The 22,876-nt window shown below is 44.3% G+C and carries 1 protein-coding gene (only partly in view); it reads left to right on the forward strand.

The genetic code is table 11. The annotated features are described in order from the left end of the window. Positions 1-22,876, forward strand: partial view of a Calx-beta domain-containing protein gene (locus tag QZ574_RS04470; protein WP_297087209.1) — the 5' portion only. It continues 4,139 nt past the right edge of the window; only the first 22,876 of its 27,015 coding nucleotides appear in the window; the start codon lies at positions 1-3; the stop codon falls past the right edge of the window.

A 22,876-nucleotide genomic window follows, 5' to 3' on the forward strand; every position in this document is an offset into this window, starting at 1 on the left:
ATGAGAAACTTATTTAATTGTGCAGTTTTTGCAAATTTGCAAAAGCATGCCAGGCCTGCTATTGTGTTGTTGTTAACTTTAGCATTGTTGGCTATTTCCTCTGTTGTACATGCCCAGGCTGTAATTCGGGTTACGGGCGAAACCACTATTTGTGAAAATGAGACTACGACTCTTGACGTGATAATTCCGGGAGGAGTATCGCCTTTTACAGTGGTGTTTTCTGATGGAACAAATGATTCTACTATAACCAACTATACCAGTAATCCAAACCCGGAGAGCCCAACTTATGGAGGAGCTCCAATAGAAGTTTCGCCGCTTGTTAGCACCAACTATCAGTTAATAAGTGTTACTGATGCTAATAATTTCTCACTACCCATTGATGAAACACCTGTGGGTGTAACGGTAAATCCTTTGGTTAAAAATCTGGTTGTAACTGTAAATGCAGGAAATCCTATTTGTCCAGATGTTAATTTTACCATTACGGTAAGTGGTGACAATTTGCAAAGTGCAGAGCTTTGGAGTGCTGCTGAAACTGAAAAAGTTGCCGATCTGCCTTCGTCTACGGTATCCATTTCTGGCGATACCGATTTTTATATTCATGCCATAAGCAATGGCGATTGCCAGATTTCACAGCTCTTGTCGCTTTCGCTCGAATCGGTTTTGCCTGAAATTACTTGCCCGGGTAATGATACCTTAAATCCACTTGCAAATTGCCAGGTTGAATTGCCTGATTATATTTCTACAACAACTTTTTCGGATAATTGTACGGCAGAGGGTGCTATCACAGTAACACAAACACCCGCTGCCGGTAGTACTTTAACCGGCGATGAAACTACGCAGCTGGTTACCATGACAGCAACGGATGAAGTGGGCAACGAAAATTCCTGCTCCTTCAGCGTCACACTTATCGATTCAGAAAACCCAGTTATTACAGGAACGGCAACCAGCCAAACGGTAAACAGCAATAATGGTAACTGCGGTTATGTGGTGTCGGGTGGAGAATTCGACCCCACAACTTTTTCTGATAATTGTACCGTAAGCAAAGTAACCTACAATATTAATGGAGCTGGTGAATTCGGCTCCGATCAGAGTACCACGCTCGATGGAGTTACCTTATCAGGAGGCGCTAATACTATTGTTTGGACCGCTTACGATCAGCATAATAATACCGCTACCTGGCAGTTTACCATCACCATTAAAGATAACACGCCACCTTCTTTTGATAATTGTCCTTCAGCAGATCAGCAACTGGCAACAAACGCCGGAGATTGTAATGCGGTTTTACCCGATTATGTTAGCCTACTCTCCATAACAGCAAGTGATAATTGCACGGCAGCAGAAGACATGGTTTTCACGCAATCGCCCGAAGCAGGAACCTCATTAACAGGAGGACATAACTCGGAAGAAACAGTTACGATAACTGCCGATGATGGCAATGGAAATACGGTAGACTGCAGTTTTACTGTTGTTGTTAAAGACGAAACCAGTCCTTCAATACAGGATTTGCCCGCAAATATTTCGGTTAATAACGATGCTGACCAGTGCGGAGCCGTTGTTTCGTGGACTGCGCCAACCCCTGCTGATAACTGCCTTAATCCCGTCATTGCACAAACGGCCGGACTTACCTCCGGAGAATTATTTCCTATTGGAACAACAACCGTTAGTTACCAGGCTACCGATGGAGCCGGGAATACGCATACCGAGAGTTTTACCGTAACGGTAAGCGATAATCAAAATCCGGAAATTGCATGTCCTGATGCTATTGCGGTAAGCGCTGATGCCGGAAAAGATTATGCAACGGTAACGTACTCCACTCCAAGTGGAACGGACAATTGTGCAGGAGCAACAACAACTCAAACCGCTGGATTGTCAAGTAATTCACAATTTCCTATTGGTACAACTATTAATACTTTTGAAGTTACCGATGCCGTAGGGAATACCAATTCGTGTAGTTTTTCGGTTACCGTTACGGATACTGAAAAACCGGTAATTTCAGGTTGTCCTGAAAATATTTCGGTTAATAATGATAATGGCGAATGCGAAGCCGTGGTGACCTGGCTGGCTCCATCGGCAAGCGACAATTATTCGCCTCTCGATAGCATGAGCTGGAGTATTTCTCATGCTTCGGGAAGCTCGTTTCCGGTTGGTACAACAACCGTTACCTATACCATAACTGATGAGGCGGGAAATGAAAGTTTGCCATGCAGTTTTACAATTACAGTTACCGATAATGAAAAACCGGTGCTTACAAATTGCCCTGGAAACCTAAGCAGAACAAGTAACGAAGGAAGCTGCATTGCCGATGTGTCGTGGACCGAACCCAATGTTAGCGACAATTGCACCCCTGTTCCATCAATTATCTGGGAGAAAAGCCACAACCCGGGCGACGAATTTAATTTGGGAACTACTGTGGTAACGTACACTGCTGAAGATGAGTACGGTAATGTTAGCGATGTTTGCAGTTTTACTGTTACGGTAACCGACGACCAACGCCCTGTTATTGCCAACTGCCCCACTGATATTACCCAAAGTGTTGACCAGGACAGTTGTAATGCCATTGTTAACTGGACGGAGCCAACAGCTACCGATAACTGTGCCGATAGCGGATCGTTAACCTGGACCAAATCGGCGCTACCAGGCGCAACATTTGATGTGGGAACAACAACGGTAAGCTACACCGTTGAAGATACCAGTGGAAACACCAGCAATACCTGCAGTTTTGATGTTACAATTGTTGACAGCGAGGCACCAACTGCCGTTTGCACCGATTTAACTTTAAATCTCGATGCCTCGGGCGAAGCGGTTATTACTGTGGCCGATATCGATAATGGCTCAACAGACAATTGCACGGCTCCGGAAAACCTTATTAAATCAATCTCCAAATCAACTTTTACCTGCGCCAGTATAGGTGCAAACACGGTAACATATATTGTAAAAGATTTGTCTGGAAATGCCGATACATGCACCGCAACAGTAACCATAACTGATAACAGCGCTCCGGTAATTAATGCCAAAGCAACCACCGTTGATCGTAATATAAATACCGATGCAGGAGCTTGCAATTTTACGGTTAAAACCAGCGAACTCGATCCAACAGTAACCGATAATTGTTCGGGAGCTGTTCTTTCGTATGAAGTTACTGGCGCAACATTGCTCTCGGGTACCGGAACTATAAAAGGAAAAGTGCTGAACGTTGGCGACAACCTGATAACCTGGACTGCCAGCGATGGAACAAATGACGAGCTTGCTCCGCTGCAATTTACAGTTACCGTAGTAGACAACCAGGAACCTGTTATTTCAAGCATTGCCAATCAGTTTCGTGCAACTACTGATGCTTGCACTTATATTATTCAAGGCGATGAAATGGTGCCAACATTTTCTGATAATTGCGGTGAAGGCAACTTAACCATCTCTTATAAAATAAACGGTGGCGACTGGGTTTATGCTTCAACATTAAACGGTGAGGTAATTAGCAAAGGCATAAATACAATAACCTGGCGTGCCGACGATGGTGCCAATATAAAAACCATTTTGTTTAGGCTTACCGTTGAGGATGAAGAAGCCCCCAGTATATCAACCATAAACAACATAAGCACAACAGTTAGTACCGGTTGCGCTGCAACAGTTAGCTGGACCACACCAACTGTAACTGATAATTGCGACTCGGCTCCGGGCCTGCAAAAAATAGCCGGACCTGCAAGTGGTGCTAATCTTAATGTTGGGGTTTATACCGTAATTTATCGGGCAAGCGATGAGGATGATAACACTTCAGAAATGTCGTTTACAATTACTGTTGCCGACCTGGATGCGCCGATCGTAGTTTGCCCTGAGGGTAGTACTCCGGAAGTCCCATTTGAAGAAGATGCCGGTGAAGGACTGTGTTTCTTCACTGTTCCTGACGATCGTTTTGATCCGGACACCATAGTTGAAAACTGTGATTATACCTTAACCAATAGTTTTGATGGCACGGCAACCCTGGTTGGGAAACAGTTACCCGTTGGCGAACATACCATTCTTTGGATTGCTGAAGATGATGCTGCCAATGCCGACACCTGTGCTATTTACGTGCGAATTGTTGATACCCAATATCCAACTTACGAGCTTGTATCGGGCAGTTTTACCCGTAATACCGATCCGGGCGAATGTTACTATACCATTCCGGGGCCTGATTTCGATCCAAAAAATCTGAATGACAATTGTGGTATTGATACCGTTCATTACGAAATAACAGGTGGCGATCTTGCTGAACCTGTAACCGGAGCAAATTCCCTGTCTAACCTTCCTTCATTGGCGCCAAGTACAACTGCCTATTCTATAAAATGGACAATTACCGACGAAAACGACCTCACTGTTCAATCGACTCCGTTTACCATTTTAGTTCGTGATATTGAAGGCCCAACATTTACCTGTTACGGAAACGAATCGAGACAGGCGACCGATGGCTGCGAATATACCATTAGCGGAACAGAGCTTGACCCGAACAACCTGAATGACAACTGCGACAACCCGGAAGACCTTGTTCTTACCTATACTATAAATGGAACTCCGGGCACTGGAAGCCTTAACGGTATTACACTTGACATAGGTACACACACCATTGTTTGGACAGCTACCGATAGTAAAAACAATACCACCAGCTGTACTTTCAAACTTTTTATTTACGATGGCGAAGATCCGGCTATCAGTACCATTCTTGATCAGGCAAAACCTGTTGATGAAGGCAGGTGTTACTACGAGGCAAAAAATGGGGAGTTTAACCCTACTGTAAGCGATAATTGCGGTAGCGTCACTCTGGTAAATATGCTGAATAATTCCAGTACCCTTGATGGCTACCAATTCCCGGTTGGGCCAACAACTGTTATTTGGCGAGCCACCGATTCGTCAGGTCAAACCAGCGAAATGAGTTTTGTCGTTACCGTAAATGAAAACGAACCACCTACATTCGATCTGGCTGCATCGGCCACAAAAGATGCAAACAGTAATTGCGTATACCGCGTGGTAGGAACCGAGTTCGATCCCACCAATATGGACGACAATTGTAGCTCGGTTTTTAATGTTACCAACGATTACAACAATTATAAAACCCTGGCTGATGCCGAATTCCCGGTTGGAACAACAGTGGTAAACTGGACAATTACCGACCAGCGTCTGAATAGCCATACCGAAACTATTACCATTACTGTTGAAGACAACGCTGCTCCAACAATTATGTGTCCGGCGTCTTCTTATGTTCGTATTTTTGATGATGGCCAAATTTATTACACTGTTGGAACCGATGAATTTCAACCAATTGTAGAAGATAATTGCGGCATATCATCATACACACATAATTACAACGGTGGGGGCACTTCGCTCACCGGCGTTCAGTTGCCAGAGGGTACACACACCATAAAATGGACAGCTACCGACGAAAGCAATAACTCTACTTCGTGTGATGTGGTTGTGCATGTTACCAATTCTACCTATCCACCTATTACCTGCGCCGGAAATTACAGTGTAAATACCAATAATGGCGTTTGTACATTCGATGTTACCACTACCGATTATGATGCAACATCAACTTCGCCGGCAGCTACAATTACCAATAATATTACAGGAACAGCAAGCCTTTCAGGACATACTTTCAACGAAGGAATAAACTATATAACATGGACGGCCACTCATGTAGTTGGCGAATATACTTACGAAACAACCTGCCAGTCGTATCTAATTGTAACCGATAACGAAGACCCTGAAATTACTGCCCCAGCAGATATTTCAACCGCTAACAACGATGGCTGCTATGCTTCCGGAGTGAGCCTGGGAACAGCAGTCACCAACGACAATTGTGGAATTAGTTATACCACGAACAACGCTCCCTCGCATTTCCCAATCGGAACCACTACTGTTACCTGGTGGACCTACGATGTTTATGGTAACTATTCATCAGATGTGCAGTTGGTAAACGTTACCGATGAGGTTGCACCTTCACTTTCGTGTACAGGTGCAGTATGTCGTGAAGCCGACGACCTCACGGCTACCCATTATGCCGTGAATGGTGCTGAATTGGATTTATACAGTGTTTACGATTGTTCTGGTGTAACAATAACCAACAGCTACAACGGTTTAAGTACCCTGGCCAATGAAAATATACCGGTAAGCGGTTCGCCTTATACCATCACCTGGACCGCAACAGATACCGCCGGAAACGTGTCAACCTGCGATATGGAGTTATCAATTTATGCTACCGATGCACCATCCGTAACATGCCGTGCTGATATCTCTGTGGCTACTAATGCTGGCATTTGCAGTTATACAGTTCAGGGCGCAGAATTTGATATTCAACCATACGCCGGCTTCTCCGGAACATTAACAAATAATATTACTGAATCAGCAAGCCTTGCCGGTGCTGTGCTCGATAAAGGTGCGCATACAGTTAGTTGGACAGCCACCGAAAACGGCTTTTCAAATACTTGTTGCGAATACACCATTACAGTTTACGACAACGAGGACCCTGTACCAACCTGGCCCGAAGATCTTGAAGTAAATATCTCATCTGGTTGTTCGTATACTTTTGAAACGCTTGGAACACCAACATTTACTGATAATTGCGATGACAATGCAACCATCCAGTCGCGAACATACCGAAGCCCCTCGGGTAATACTTTCGATATTGGAACTCACAGCGTTTATTGGTGGGCACGCGATACACACGGAAACGAAGTGAGCCACACGCAAACCGTAAAAGTTAACGACAATATAAGCCCCGTTATCGATTGCCCGGGCAGTCGTTATTATGCCGAGTTCGATAATTTATCGGTTACGTATTTTACCATTACCGGAGTTTATTCGTACCGGCCAGATGCCAGCGACAACTGCGATTTGAAGTCGTACATCAACGATAAATCAGGAACCTATACATTGCACGGACAGCGTCTGGAAGAAGGCGAACATGTAATAACCTGGACTGCCACAGATTATAGTGACAACACCGACGTGTGCAGTATAAACTTTACCATTTACGATTCGTTTGATCCGCTTTTTGATTGTGAAGATTACGCCGCTAAAAATTCAACAACCGACGAGTGCGGCTACCTTGTAACTGCCGATGAACTGGATGCTGAATGGACTTCAATTTCAGTTGTGCCGGGTAGAACGCTGATAAATGATTTTAACGGAACCGGAACACTGGCCGGAGAAGTAATTCCAATCGGACAAACCATAATAAAATGGACCGCCTCGCAAACCATTGATGGCACAACCTATACCGACAGTTGTTTTACAACCATTGATGTAGACGATAACCAGGTGCCAACAGCCAGCTCGTGGCCGGCTGATATTACTGAAGATATCGACCCCGGCACATGTTACGCCACTAACATAACCCTTGGCTCTCCGGTTGTAAACGATAATTGCGATTCGGGCGATTTAACCATTACCAACAATGCACCCACCCAATACGCAGTGGGCGAGAACCAGGTGTTGTGGACCGTAACCGACAACGGCGGAAACCGTCTGACATATATCCAGAAAGTTACAATTACCGATAACGAAGATCCCGTAATGTCGGCGTGTCCCGATAATATTGTTTTAACAGCAAGCGAAGAAGACTGTGAGGCTGTACACAACTGGACTCCACCAACTGCCTCTGATGCCTGTAGCGGTATTAAAAGTTTGTTACCCAATTATCCTCCCGGAACATCATTCCCATTGGGCGAAACTACGGTAACCTACACAGCCATCGATAATAAAGACAATGTTTCAACGTGCTCCTTTACGGTAACTGTAAACGATGAGGCACCAACTGTGTCGTGTTTAGCAGAAGATCAAACACGAAATACCGACCCGAATTCGTGCGAATATACCGTGTTGGGTAACGAATTCGACCCCACCGGAAGAACCGACAATTGCGGCATTAGCGAAGTGCGTTACCGCTATACCGACAAAACAGGGACACATACCGGAACCAATACGCTTTCGGGCGTACAAATAGAACGACCGAACAATGTTGAAGGTGCTGTGGTGCCGGTTACCATCACTTGGATTGTTACCGATGCCAGTAACCTGAAAGATTCGTGCTCTTTTGATTTGTCCATTATTGATAACCAGGGACCTGTTATTTCTGTGCCCGGAAACCAGGTGAGAGGAACAGATACTGGCAAAGATTATTACACCATTCAAGGCGGAGAATTCGACGATGTTGTAGCTACCGATGCCTGCGGAATTGTTACCAAGCTGAATAACGAGTTTGGCCTTACAACCCTTGCCGGACAGAAATTACCGCTGGGTAACGATACCATTATGTGGTATGCCATTGATGATTATGGAAACCGAAGCGAAGCCTTGTTTTTTGTTCAGATTGTGGATGATGAGGCACCAAGTGTAACATCAACACCGGGCGATTTTACAATAACAACTTCAACCACAACTGGCGATTGCGAAGCTGTTGTAATATATACAGCTCCTGTTTTTGCTGATAACGTTGATGGAACAGATTTGGCAGGTACCTTAACTTCCGGAGCATCAACAGCAAGCGGTGAAACCTTTCCCATTGGCGATACCGATGTTGCTTATACTTATACCGATGCGGCAGGAAATTCAACGACAGAAACCTTTACTATCACTGTTGTTGACGATGAAGATCCAACCATAAGCTGTGTGGCAGGTTCGCCGTTTACCGAAACTACCGACGAAGATAAGGCCTATTATACCATTCAGGGAAGCGAATACGACCCTTCGTTTAGCGACAATTGTGGGGCTACCATTCGCAATAGTTTTAACAACCAGTCGAGCCTCGATGGCGCCCGAATTCCAATTGGCGATACAACTATTGTTTGGACGGTAACCGATAGCTACGGAAACACCGAAACTTGTTCGATTACCATCACTGTAGTTGATAATCAGAACCCTGATCCGCCAATTTGCCCTGAAGGAACCATTGCCCGAAATTCAACAATTGGCCTTTGTGGTTACCAGGTGGCAGGTGCCGAATACGACCCCTACAACCTGAAAGATAATCATGGAATTAGTAAACTTACCTATTCCATTGATGGTGGAGCAGAAGTTGATACCGATAAAAATACAACCCTCGGGGGTATTGTCATTCCTGTGGGAACCACCGAAACACCCACCACTACTGTTTTGTGGAAAATTTACGATTTAAGTAATAATGTAATTTCTACGTGCACATCAGAATTTACCATTACCGATAATGAAGCTCCGGTTATTACAACAGTAAGCGACATAATTCAGTCAACTGATGTTGGCTTAAATACCTATACCGTTAAGGCTACTGATAACTGGGATGCTACCGCTACCGATAATTGCGAAATAAGCAAGCTAACTTATAAAATTGATGAAGGAAGCGTGGAAGGTACAACGGCCACTACCTCGCTTGAAGGCGAAGTGTTAAGCATTGGCAACCATACCGTTTTGTGGGAAGCTACCGATAACCATGGACTAACAAGCACCGGTTCGTTTGAAATTACGATAAAAGATACCGAAGCTCCTGTTCTTACCTGTAACAACATTACTGTAGAACTTGATGCGAACGGCGATTATACAATCAATACCGACGATATTGATGCCATTGCTCTTGGCTCTACGGACAACACCACCATCGATACAAAATCAGTAGTACCTTCGGTATTTGATTGTAACAACATTGGCGAAAATACAGTAAGCCTAACCGTTTCTGATATTTACGGAAACGAAGCTACCTGCCAGGCAACGGTAACTGTTGAAGACAATACCCTGCCAACTGTGCTAACCAAAAATATTACTATCGAGCTTGATGTGTTGGGTAATGCAACAATCTTAGCCTCTAATATCAACAACGGATCAACGGATAATTGTGCGATACAGTCAATTGTTGCCGGGCAAACGGCTTTTGATTGTTCTCACCTTAATGATAATACCGTATCGTTAACCGTAACCGATGTTAACGGCAACAGCAATAGTGCAAATGCTACTGTAACTGTGGTTGACAATATCGACCCGGTTGCTGTTTGTAAAAATATTACACTTTATCTTGATAACAGCGGAAACGCCACAATTAGCGGAGCCGATATTGACAACGGATCAAGTGACAATTGCGACCTTACACTTACGCCTTCGCAAACCCTTTTCACCTGCTCAGATGTTGGCGTAAAGGCCATTACCCTGCATGTTGAAGACGGTGCCGGAAACTTTGATGAATGCACCTCGAATGTTACCGTGCTTGATACGGTTTCGCCAATTGCCAACTGTCAAAACATTACTGTACAGCTGGATGCTTCAGGCGAGGCTTCGATAATTGCCAGCCAGATTGACAATAGCTCGTCGGATGCCTGTGGTATAAGTATAGAGATTGACATTACCGATTTCGATTGCAGCAACATTGGCGAAAATACGGTAACACTTACTGCAACCGACGATAATTCAAATGTTTCAACTTGTACAGCAACAGTTACGGTTGAAGATAACATCAATCCAACCGCACTGTGTCAGGATATTTCTGTCGATCTCGATGCTTCGGGAAATGCTTCAATTACTGCATCTCAGCTTAACAATGGTTCGTCGGATGTGTGTGGCGATGTTACTTTAAGCCTTAATAAATATGCTTTTACCTGCGATGATACGGGTGAAAATACAATTACCCTGACCGCAGAAGATGAACAGGGAAATACACACACCTGTACTTCAACAGTTACCGTAAACGATGTAACCAACCCAACAGCTATCTGCAAAGCAATTACGGTAGCGCTCGATGCTTCGGGCAATGCCAGCATCACCGGAGCTGATGTTGATAACGGTTCAAACGATGAATGTGGAATAAAATCATTAAGTGTTTCGCCAAATACTTTCACCTGTGAAAATAAAGGTGAAAACACGGTAACCCTTACCGTTACCGATAATAACGATAATACCAGCCAATGTACATCAACAGTTACCATTATTGATAATCTTGCACCTCAGGCCGAGTGCAAAAATATTACCGTTCAGCTAAATTCATCGGGTACTGCCAGTATCGATTATACAGCTATTGACAATAGTTCAACCGATAATTGCGGAATTACCAGCCGCACCGTTGTGCCCAACACTTTTGATTGTTTAAACATTGGAACACCTGTAAACGTAAGTTACACGGTTACCGACGAATCGGGCAACAGCGACAATTGTACTGCTATTGTAACAGTTGAAGATAATGTGCCTCCAACTGCTGCATGCCAGCCAATTACCATTCAGCTTGATGCCGACGGCGAAGCATCTATCGTTGCTGCCGATATTGATGGCGGATCAACGGATGCCTGCGGAATTGCTACACTTTCGGCAAGTAAAACAGATTTTACCTGTTTCGATTTGGGTGAAAACACAGTAACACTTACAGTTACTGATAATAATGGCAAAACAGCAACGTGCAATGCTGCCGTTACTGTACAAGATACGGTTAAGCCGGTATTTTCAACCTGTCCTGAGAACCAGGAGCCAATCGCCGGAACCGACCTCGGTTTATGCAGCTACCAGCACAACGATGATACCTGGAATGCCACAGCTACTGACAACTGCAGCTTAAACACCCTGGTTTATTCACTTTCGGGTGCCACAAGCGAAATTAGTGGAGAGGCTACAACTTTAAATGGTCAGGTGTTCGAGAAAGGGCTTACCACAGTAACCTGGACCGCCACCGATGGCGAGGGCAATGCAAAAATCTGCACATTTACGGTAACTGTTAACGACGATGAAGATCCGGAAGCCAATTGCCAGGCTTATTCAGCACAACTACAACGTAATGGCGAGGTTTATGTTAAATTCGAAAATGTTGACAATGGTTCGTCAGACAACTGTCCAAATAGTGTTCTGCAAGTGCGCAAAGACGCTGGTACTGTTTATGCCGATTCAGTAAAATACGATTGCAACGACATTACAGGACCCAATACTATTTGGCTGAAAATAACCGATGAAGCAGGAAATGTAGATTCATGTTCAACAACAATTACCATTGTTGACGAAGAAGCACCAACAGTTGATGCCGACGATATTGCCGAACTTACAAAAGGAACCAACACCGCTTGTACATACGTACATGGCGATACCAACTGGGACCCAACCGACAACTGTGATGCTTCGCCAACAATAGCCTACGAATTATCGGGGGCTACAGTGCTGGCCTACAACACTGCAAACACCAGTTTGTTAAACCAGGCTTTTGAAGTTGGTGAAACCCTGGTAGAGTGGGTGGTTGCCGATCATGCCTCAACACCCAATGTTGATACCGTTAGGTTTACGGTAACGGTTGAAGACGACGACGATCCGGTATTGTCGGTTTGTCCGAACAACATTACCCGAAGCATAAACACGCAAGGTACTTATGCTCTGGCCATTTCAGCAGCAGATGGTTTAACAGCTCCGGAATACGACGATAATTGCTCGGTAACTGAATTTTTGTGGGAAGTTACGGGTGCTGGAACCGCCATTCCTGCCAATGCCAGCGGTTCTGTGCTGAACCCAACTACAGCAAGCACTAACCCGCTTGATGGTATCGAGTTTAACGTAGGTACTTCAATTGTTGAATATGTGGTTAAAGACGCTGCCAACAACACCGATACCTGCAGTTTTACGGTTATCGTAAACTCCGACCCGAGTGATATTAACGTATCAGCAAGTGCCATTACCAGTTACGAAGACCAAACATTAGGTGCTGCTACATTTACCGTTTCCTTACCCTTTATTCCATCGGGTGATGTGTGTATTGATATTACCAGCAATACAATTACTGAAGGACTTGTAAACACTGACAGTGTAAGAAATGAAGCCACAGCAGCCAGGCAAATTTGTTTTAATGCTTCAAACTACCATCAGCCGCAAAAAATATATGTTTTTGGTGTTGATGAAGATATTGATGATAACGACCAGGTATACAGCATTAACCTGACAATAAATACCGATAACACTGATGTGGGCTCGGGATATTACAATTCTACACCGGCCAATGTTACCGCAACAAATGTTGATAATGATGTGGCAGGTATAACCATTTCGTCGGCAAGCAATACCAACGAACCTAGTGGTGCAGGCTCGTTTACCGTAAAACTGAATTCGGAACCAACCGATGATGTGGTGTTCACACTGGCAATTAACAGCGACGATGAAACTGAAGGTGAGATTACCAGCTCAACTACCTTAACTTTCACCAGTGCAAACTGGAGTCAAAACCAAACCGTTAGCCTGCAGGGTAAAAACGACGATATGGATGATGGTGACCAAACCTATCATGTTACCATTAGCGATGCATCATCAAGCGATGGAAAATACAACGGAAATTTTGGACAGGATGTTCCCGTTGTTAACGAAGATGACGATACAGCAGGTTATACCATTTCGGCCATTTCAAACCATACCGATGAAGATGGAACAACTGCAACCTTTACCGTTAAATTAAACAGTCAGCCGGCTACCGACTCCGATTTTACTAAAAATGTGGTACTAACCGTGTTTAGCAGCAATACCGATGAAGGTACTGTTGATAAAGCGAGTCTTACCTTTTCGGCAGCCAACTGGGCTACTCCACAAACTGTTACCGTTACAGGTGTTGACGATGCCGATGTTGATGGCCGAACAAATTATACCATCCAACTTGCTGTCGACCAGCTTAACACTTTCGATCAGTACGATAGTCTCGATCCGGATGATGTAGCAGTTGTAAACGACGATAACGATGCAGCAACCATTTCAATTGCCGATAATTCAATTGTTGAAGGCGATGCAGGAACGGATACCTTGATTTTTACCATCACCCAATCTGATATCAGTGTTCATGATGGATTTAGAGTAGGATTTTATATTAATCAGATTTCTGCTTTCAGCACTGATTTTGATTTTGAACAAAAAAGTGGATACGTATATTTTGCTGGAACAGCACTTGAAGAGCAAACAATAAAAATAGTTGTAAATGGCGATGAAAAGGTAGAGAAAAATGAGCAATTCACCGTTAATCTTTTTACTCCTGAAGCTACAGTAAACAACGGTAAAGTTATAAGCTTAAGCGATGGAGTTGCGCTGGGTACTATAACCAACGACGATGCAGCTACTTTTGCTATTGCCGACCCTGTTGCAATTACCGAAGGCGATGCAGGCACCACCGAACTTACCTTTACCGTGCAGCTGAGCCAGGATGTTCAGGTTGATGAAGGTGATTACATAAAAATTAATTATACCACCTCTGACGGTACAGCCACCGATGCCAACAACGATTATGAACCAGAAACTGACTCATTGCTGTTTGCAGGTACGCAAAATGAAGAACAAACATTTACGATTACCATTAATGGCGACGATACAGTTGAGCTAACAGAGAGTTTTACAGTTAGCTTAAGCAACATTCGCTGTGGCAGTTTGCCTGAAGATATACTTTCGCAAATTTCGTCTACTGCCGACCAGGCTACCGGAACAATTACAAACGACGATGCCGCTGAAATAACAATTGCGGGCGAAACGGTAAACGAAGCAGCAGGCACTGCCGACTTTACAATTGAACTGGATTACGATTTACAGGATGCCATTACAATTGATTTTGCTACATCAAACAATACTGCCGAAGCAACGAGCGACTATACAACTGTTACCCGCACCAGTGCCGGAGCAAATGCAATAACTTTGGGCGCCGGAACAAAATCACAAACGGTAAGCATACCAATTTTAAGCGATGATATTGCTGAAGCAACCGAAAGTTTCTACGGAACCATCAGCAATAAAATTGATGGGAAAGCCCAAAATGTAAGCTTTGGCAATACCCAGGCCGAAATAACCATTAGCGACGACGATGCAGCAACATTTGCCATCGATTCAGTAACGGTAAATGAGGCCGCCGGAACAGCAACTTTCACCGTTAGCTTAAGCGGAACTATTCAAGACCAGGTAAGCTTAAACTACGCTTCAAGCGATGTTTCAACAACAGCAGACGAAGATTACAACGCCTTAAGCGGAACGCTAACTTTTAATGCAGGCAATTCAAATACTTCACAAAATATAATTGTTACTGTTAACGAGAATAACATTGCCGAACCTACCGAAGAATACCGGATTACCCTCTCGGCTCTTAATGTGAACAACGATGCCGATATTACCTTTGCCAATACCGTTGGTTTGGGTACGATTACCGATAATGACGAGGTAAAAATTACCCTCCATGCTTTTGCCGATGTTACGGAAACAGAGGCTGAGCAAACAGCCAGTTTCTACATTGAGCAGGACATTGCCTCGGAATACCCGATTACATTGTTGTTCTCGTCGCAAGAGAGTTCTACACCAACAGCCGTTTCTACCAGCGACTTTGAGGTGCAAACCAACGAAGTGGTGACCCTGGCAGCCAATTCAACCGCAAATACCAATGTAAGCGCAACAACCATAGCCGGCGATGTAATTGCTGAAGCTACCGAGTATTTCGAAGGCCTTGTTTCCTTCTCTAATAAAAATGGCCAGCAGGCATCGTTTACTACTAATGGCGATGCAGCAACAGCCACCATTCTCGATAACGACATTATTCAGTTTACACTTGAAGACAGCACCGTAACCGAAACAAACGGCGATGAAATAATTAATTACATTTTGTCGTCGAATATTGAAGCAGAGGAAGACCTTGTACTGAGTTTTACCACTACCGATAATACCGCCTTAGCAAGCGAAGATTATACCGATAACGACCGTTCGGTAACTTTCCTTGCAAGAAGCACTTCGCTTGAAATTCCAGTTACTGTTTTGGGCGATACCCGTATTGAGCCAACAGAAACCTTCTCGGGTGCCGTAGCAATGACTACTGATAATGGTCAGCAATACAGCATTGTAAAATCAAGCGCCACATACACCATTAACGACGACGATTCAGCAGTACTAACGCTATCTGAATTTACCTATAGCGAATCGGAAGTTGGAAGTACGCTGGCCCGGTTTACTGTTGAGCTAAGTAGTGCGGTACAAAACGAATTTACGGTTGATTTTGCAACAGCTGATATTACGAATGAGGCAGTTGCCGGAGCAGACTATACCGCCGTAATTAAAAATGGAGTAACAGCATTTAAATTCGGAGCTGCGCATCCATTAACGCAAACGGTAACCATCGATATTAATAACGATACCTGGGTTGAACCATCAGAAGACTTGCGCGGAACATTAAGCAAGCTGCAGCCGGCAGGGCAGGCAGTAACCTTAGATGGTGGACAAGCGACCTTGTCGGCCGATGCTACAATTGAAGATAACGACACTGCTTACATTTCAATTGATAATGTGGCTTTAAACGAAGACGAAGGGCCGGCAGAATTCACCCTTACATTAACCGGTAATATTCAGGATGAATTAAGCGTTGATTTCACCACCACCGATGGCACTGCCATTGATGATGACGACAGCGATTACGTTTATCAGAGCGGAACCATTACCTTCCCCGCTTCGGCAGTTTCGAACACAAAAGACACCATTACTATTGTTATTACCGATGACAATATTTCGGAACCACTTACCGAACAGTTTACAGTAAACTTAAGCAATATTGTTTGCACAGGTGCCAGTGAATTTACCAACAACCAGGGCGAATGCGAAATTACTGATGAAGACCCGGTAACCGAAATAAATCTGACTGGTTTTACCGAGTCGGAACTGGATGCCAACCAGGCTTACAACTTTGTGGCAACCATGGATAAAGTGGCGCAGGAAGAAATTGTGTTAAACTTTACAACAACAGCAGGTACTGCCAGTCATGGTTCGGATATTACTGCTCAAAGCGCGCAACAATACATTATCCAACCCGGTCAAAATTCAGTGAATATTCCGGTAGTAGTTATAGCCGATAATACCTGCGAGCCTGATGAAACTTTTACCGGAAAAATAACCCTGGTTAACGCTAATGGCCAAATTATTTCAATTGGTACCAGCGAAGCTACAGGTACCATTACCGACGATGATCCGGCAATGCTAACCATTACCGGCTTTGATGTGCTTGAAGATGTTGGAACAGCCGACTTTACAGTTGAATTAAGCAACCCGGTGCAGGATTCCATCAGTTTTACTTTCCAAACAATTGATAATAGCGCACTAAACGGTGTTGGCGAGGATTATATTGAAGTGCTGCCATTTACCATGTATTTTGGTGCCGGCGAGCCAGTATCGCAAACCGTTGAAATAACCATTAATAACGATACCTATCTTGAACCAAAAGAAGACTTTACCGGAAGAATACACAGTATTTGGGCAAATAGCCAGGCCGTAACTTTTAACGGCGGTGGCGCATGGACACAGGTAAGTGCCTTTATTCAGGATAACGACCCTGCCGAACTTAGCGTTTCAGACCAAACTGTTGCCGAAGGCGAAAGTGTAATTTTTACCGTAACACTGTCCGGAAACGTTCAGGACGCCTTTTCAATCAATTATACTACTGCTGATTCATCAGCACTGGTTGGTTCCGATTATTCAAGCCGCAGCGGAACACTAAATTTTGGTGGAATAATTAATGAATTTTACCAGATTTCCGTACCAACAACAAACAACAGTATTGTTGAGCCTGAAGAAGCATTTAAACTTGTTTTATCTTCCGTTTCAAATAGTCTGGTTAGTTTCGATAATCTGGCTGTTGCAACCATTGAAGACAACGATACAGCTACCATCAATCTGGCAGGATTTTCGGTGTCGGAAACCGATGTAGACCAGACCAAAGACTTTACCGTAAGCCTTTCGCATGAAATGCAGGAAGATGTGCAAATTGCTTTTGCAACCACACCAAATACGGCAGTAGAAACTGGCGATTATGTTGTGAGTACTCCAACCCTTACTATTCCCGGAGGAACAACCTCAATTGCACTTCCGATAACAATTGCCGGAGACGATATTGTGGAACCAAGTGAGAATTTCACCGGAACCATTTCGGTAAGCGACGCCAGTGCACAGGCCATTACCACCGGAACCATGTCGAGGGTAATTACCATCAGCGACGATGATGAGGCAACCATTGCCATTGATAGTCCGGATGCTAAAACCGAGGGCAGTACCATCGATTTTACCGTAAGCTTAACCGGTACCGTTCAAAACGAGTTTACTATTCAGTATGTAACACAAAATAACTCTGCTGCAGCTCCTGCTGATTTTACCGCAATAAGTGCAACATCATTAACTTTTGGAGCATCAAGAGCTGCTGCTCAAACCGTATCGGTAGTTACCAATAACGATTCGGATATTGAGCCACAGGAAACCTTTTATGTGAACCTGCAAAACTTGAATACAGCAGGGCAAAATATTACCAATACGGTTAGTCAGGGAACAGGCACCATTACCGATAACGACGAGGCAACTCTGGCTGTTACCAATCCTACTGTTAGCGAAGATGGAACATCCGTTTCGTTTAGTGTTTCGCTGAGCGGAACCGTAAAAGAAGAAATTAGTATTGATTATGCAACGGCCGATAACGACGCCCTTGCCGGAAGTGATTATCAATCGAAAACGGGGACTTTATATTTTGGAGCCGGCAACTCTACGCCACAAACCATTACCGTAAATATTTTAAACAACACGGTGGTTGAGCCAGACGAAAGTTTCTTACTGAATTTCTCAAACCTGACCGCCGCAGGCCAAAGTGTTAGCATGCCGCTTGCCCAGGGTACTTGTACTATAAACGATGATGATTCAGCCGATATTACCATAAATGATCGGACCGTTGACGAAGGAAATGGAACAGCAAGCCTAACGCTTACTTTAGATAATACTGTTCAAAACCAATTCAGCCTGCATGTTTCTTCAAGCAATAATACTGCAGTTGAACCTTCTGACTACACCGAACGTGCCGACACCACATTATATTTTGGAGCAGGCAACAATTACACACAAACCATTACAGTTGCCATTGAAGATGATAACCTGGTGGAAGCCACAGAAAGTTTCTACCTCAACCTTTCTTCGCTGTCGGCAGCAGGGCAAAACATTACTGTTTCCGATAGCCAGGGCGAAATTTCCATAACCGATAACGACAATGCTGTGGTACGCATCGCCGCCAGCGACTCAGAAGTTGATGAATCTGGCAGCAATAACGGGCAGTTTACCGTTAGCCTGAGCCAGCAAAGTTCTTCAGCTACAACAGTTAGCTATACGGTAAGTGGCACTGCCACAAGTGCATCTGATTTTGCAGCGCTTTCAGGTACAATCACAATTCCGGCCAATACCTCTGCGGCAACAATTGCCATAACCGTTCTTACCGATGTTATTGTTGAAGAGAACGAATCGGTTATTGTTACTTTAACTGAAGTAACTTCGGGCGATCCTGATATTAGTATTGACACATCAAACGATTTTGCTACAATTATCATCCCCGATAATGACAATGCTGAACTTAGTATTGCCAATGCAACAACCGTTGCCGAAGGAAACAGCTTGTCGTTTACTGTAACTTTAAACAATGAGGTTGAAGATGGATTTGATGTTAGCTATACCACAAACGATGGAACCGCAACAATTGCCGATGGTGATTATTCGGATAATGATGGAACATTGTCGTTCTCCGGAAGTGCCGGCGAAATAAAAACAATAACGGTTACCACCATAAACGACAACATTATCGAGGCTACAGAAGACATCACCGTTCTGTTGGAATCGGTTAGCGGAACAACCGCCAGTGTAGCTGTTTCTGCAACCCAGGGAAGTGCAACCGGGCAGATAAGCGATAACGATGAAGCCATTGTTTCTATTGTTAATGCCGCCGATGTAACGGAAGGTGGAACGTTTGCTTTTACCGTTTCTGTGGATAAAGCCGTTCAGGGTGGATTTAAGTTGAATTACATCACAAACAACGGTACTGCCACAAGCGGAGATTATACCGATAACGATAACCAGCTCTCGTTTAACGGAACGGTTGGTGAAACAAAAACAATAAACGTTATTACCACACAGGATGCGATTGTGGAGCAGCAAGAAAACCTTACTGTTTCCCTCACATCTGTTGAGGATAATGCAGGTGCGGTTTCAATTTCAGGCGAACAGAGTTCGGGATCGGGCAACATCCTCGACAACGACCAGGCGCTAGTTAGCATAGATGATCCTGAAGCAGTACCGGAAGGCACCAACGTTGTGTTTACCGTTTCTTTAAATGCCGATGTTGAAGGCGGTTTTACCATTGCCTACAGCAGTATTAGCGGAACGGCCGCAGGAGACGGCACCGACTATGCCAACAACAGCGGCTCCATTACTTTTACCGGGAATAAAGACGAAGCCCATGAGATAACCGTAAGCACGATTGACGACGACTTGTTGGAGTCTGTTGAAAACTTTAGCATTTTGCTGGGAACAATAAGTGGCACTACAGCCAATGTAGTTGTTTCGGGCAGCAACAACGCCGGAACAGGAGTTTTAACCGACAACGACAATGCCAGCATTAGTATCGAAGACATTGAGCTTACCGAAGGCAGCGATGCTGTATTTGTAGTTAGCTTAAGTGGGGCAGTGCAAGGTGGTTTTACCATCGATTATGCCAGTGCCGATGGAACAGCCACCGATGCCAGTGGCGATTACCAGAACACCAACGGCACCTTAAGTTTTATCGGTACCGATGGCGAAAAAGACACCATAACCATTTCTACCACAGATGATGCCTTGCTTGAATCAACAGAAAGTTTTGTGGTTAATTTGTCGAACATCAGCAATACGCTGGTAACCGACGAGGACAACCAGGCGACAGCCACGATTAACGATAACGACAGCGCGGAACTTAGCGTTTCAGACCGCAGCGTAAGCGAAGGCGGCAACCTTGTATTTACAGTAGCTTTAAGTGGCGATGTACAGGGCTCCTTTACCATTGATTATGCCAGCAACGATGTAACGGCCAGCAGTATCGGTTCAATCGACTATGCGGCCAGCACCGGCAGCCTGAGCTTTTCGGGTACCGATGGCGAGATCAAAACAATCAGCATCTCCAGTACCAACAACAATATTCTGGAGCCTGATGAAAGCTTTGAGTTGAACTTTACGGACATCTCCAATGAGTTGGTATCGTTTGATGCCCAGGCTATTGGAACGATAGAAGATAACGACCCAGCAACGCTTAACTTAACCGGTTTTACAGCTACCGAGGGCGATGTAAATGCCACCGATAGTTTTGTTGTGAGCCTTACCCGCCAGGCACAGTACGATGTGGAAGTAAACTTTACCACCACAGCCGGAACCGCCACCGAGGTTACCGACTATATAGTAACACATAGCGGCGTTACCATTCCGGCAGGGGCAACCAGTGTAAAACTACCATTAACCATTGTAGGCGACCAGGTTGCCGAAGCCCAGGAAAGTTTTACCGCAACAATTTCTGAATCGGAATACAATAATCAGGATGTAATTGCCGGTACCCTATCGCTGCCAGTCACCATTAACGATAACGACGCTGCGGTGGTAAGTATTAACACTCCATCGGCAGTTGACGAAGGCGAAACCATCACATTTAGCATCTCAGTAGATAAAGCTGTTGAGGGCGGGTTCGATGTAAGTTTTGCCACCCTTGACAACACAGCAGAAGCCGGCTTGGACTACAGCTCCGTATCGGATACGATAAGCTTTACAGGTACGCCCGGCGAAAGCCATAGCTTTACTGTTGCCAGCAGCGAAGATGCCATCAGGGAGTTAAATGAAACCTTTACGGTAAGCCTGAATGAGATTCTGGAAACGCAGGCCAATGTATCAATTGGCACAGGCACAGGCACAGGCACAATCACCGACGATGATTTGGCGAGCATAGCCATTGCCAATGTAACGGTAGACGAAGATGTGGCAACAGGTTACGCGACCTTCGAGGTAAGCTTAAGTGGCAATGTCCAGGAAAGTTTTACGGTAAACTATGCCACCTCAGACCTGACGGCCAATGTTGGCCCCGACTATTCATCGGCAAGCGGAACTTTAAGCTTCCCTGCCGGCTCAGAAGATGGCGATACGCAAACATTCAATGTGTTAATCAACAACGACCAGGTAGTTGAAAACGATGAAAGTTACCTGGTAACATTAAGTGAAATCAGCATTGGAATTGTAAGCATCAGCCAAAATGTTGCAACCGGAATAATCACCGATAACGATACGGCAGTGGTTTCCATCAACAGCCCAACGGCGGTAACCGAGGGGAATAATGTAGTATTTACTGTTTCAGTAGACAAAGCTGTTCAGGGCGGATTTACCGTAAACTACCAATCCAATGATGGTACCGCAACCGTTGCGGGCAGCGATTATACCGATCAGGATTCGCAGCTAAGCTTCACGGGAACAGCAGGAGAATCGCATTCGATTACCATTGCTACAAATAATGATGCAGTTGTTGAAGCGACAGAAACATTTAGTATTCTCCTGAATTCAATTTCCGACAACCAGGGCGTTGTAAATATTTCAGAAGAAAATAACCAGGGAACTGGAACCTTGTTGGATAATGACAATGCCGCAATTACAATTGCAGATGTGAGTGGAGCAGAAAACGATGGAGATATTACTGTTACCCTGCTGCTTGATGCAGATGTTCAGGATGCATTTAATTTAAAGGTAAACACTGCAGATGGAACAACGAGCTTGGGAGATTATACTGCAATTGTAAACCAAACAATTAATTTCTTAGGCAATGCCGGAGAATCACAAACATTTGTAGTGTCACCGATAAATGATAATATTTTGGAAAATGACGAAACAGTTGTTGTTTCCATGTCTGATTTGTCAAACACAATGTCCATTAATATTTCTGATAAAGCATTTGTTACCATTTTAAATGATGACTTCGCAGCATTAACCATCGACAGTGTTTCTGCTCTTGAAGGTGAAAATATCACCCTTAGCCTTGAGTTAAGCAATGATGTGCAAGGTGATGTTGTTGTTGATGTATCATTTGTTAATACAACAACAGAACCTGGTGATTTTAATAGCGCAA

Origin of the sequence: uncultured Draconibacterium sp., assembly GCF_913063105.1 — a bacterium.
Lineage (GTDB): Bacteria > Bacteroidota > Bacteroidia > Bacteroidales > Prolixibacteraceae > Draconibacterium.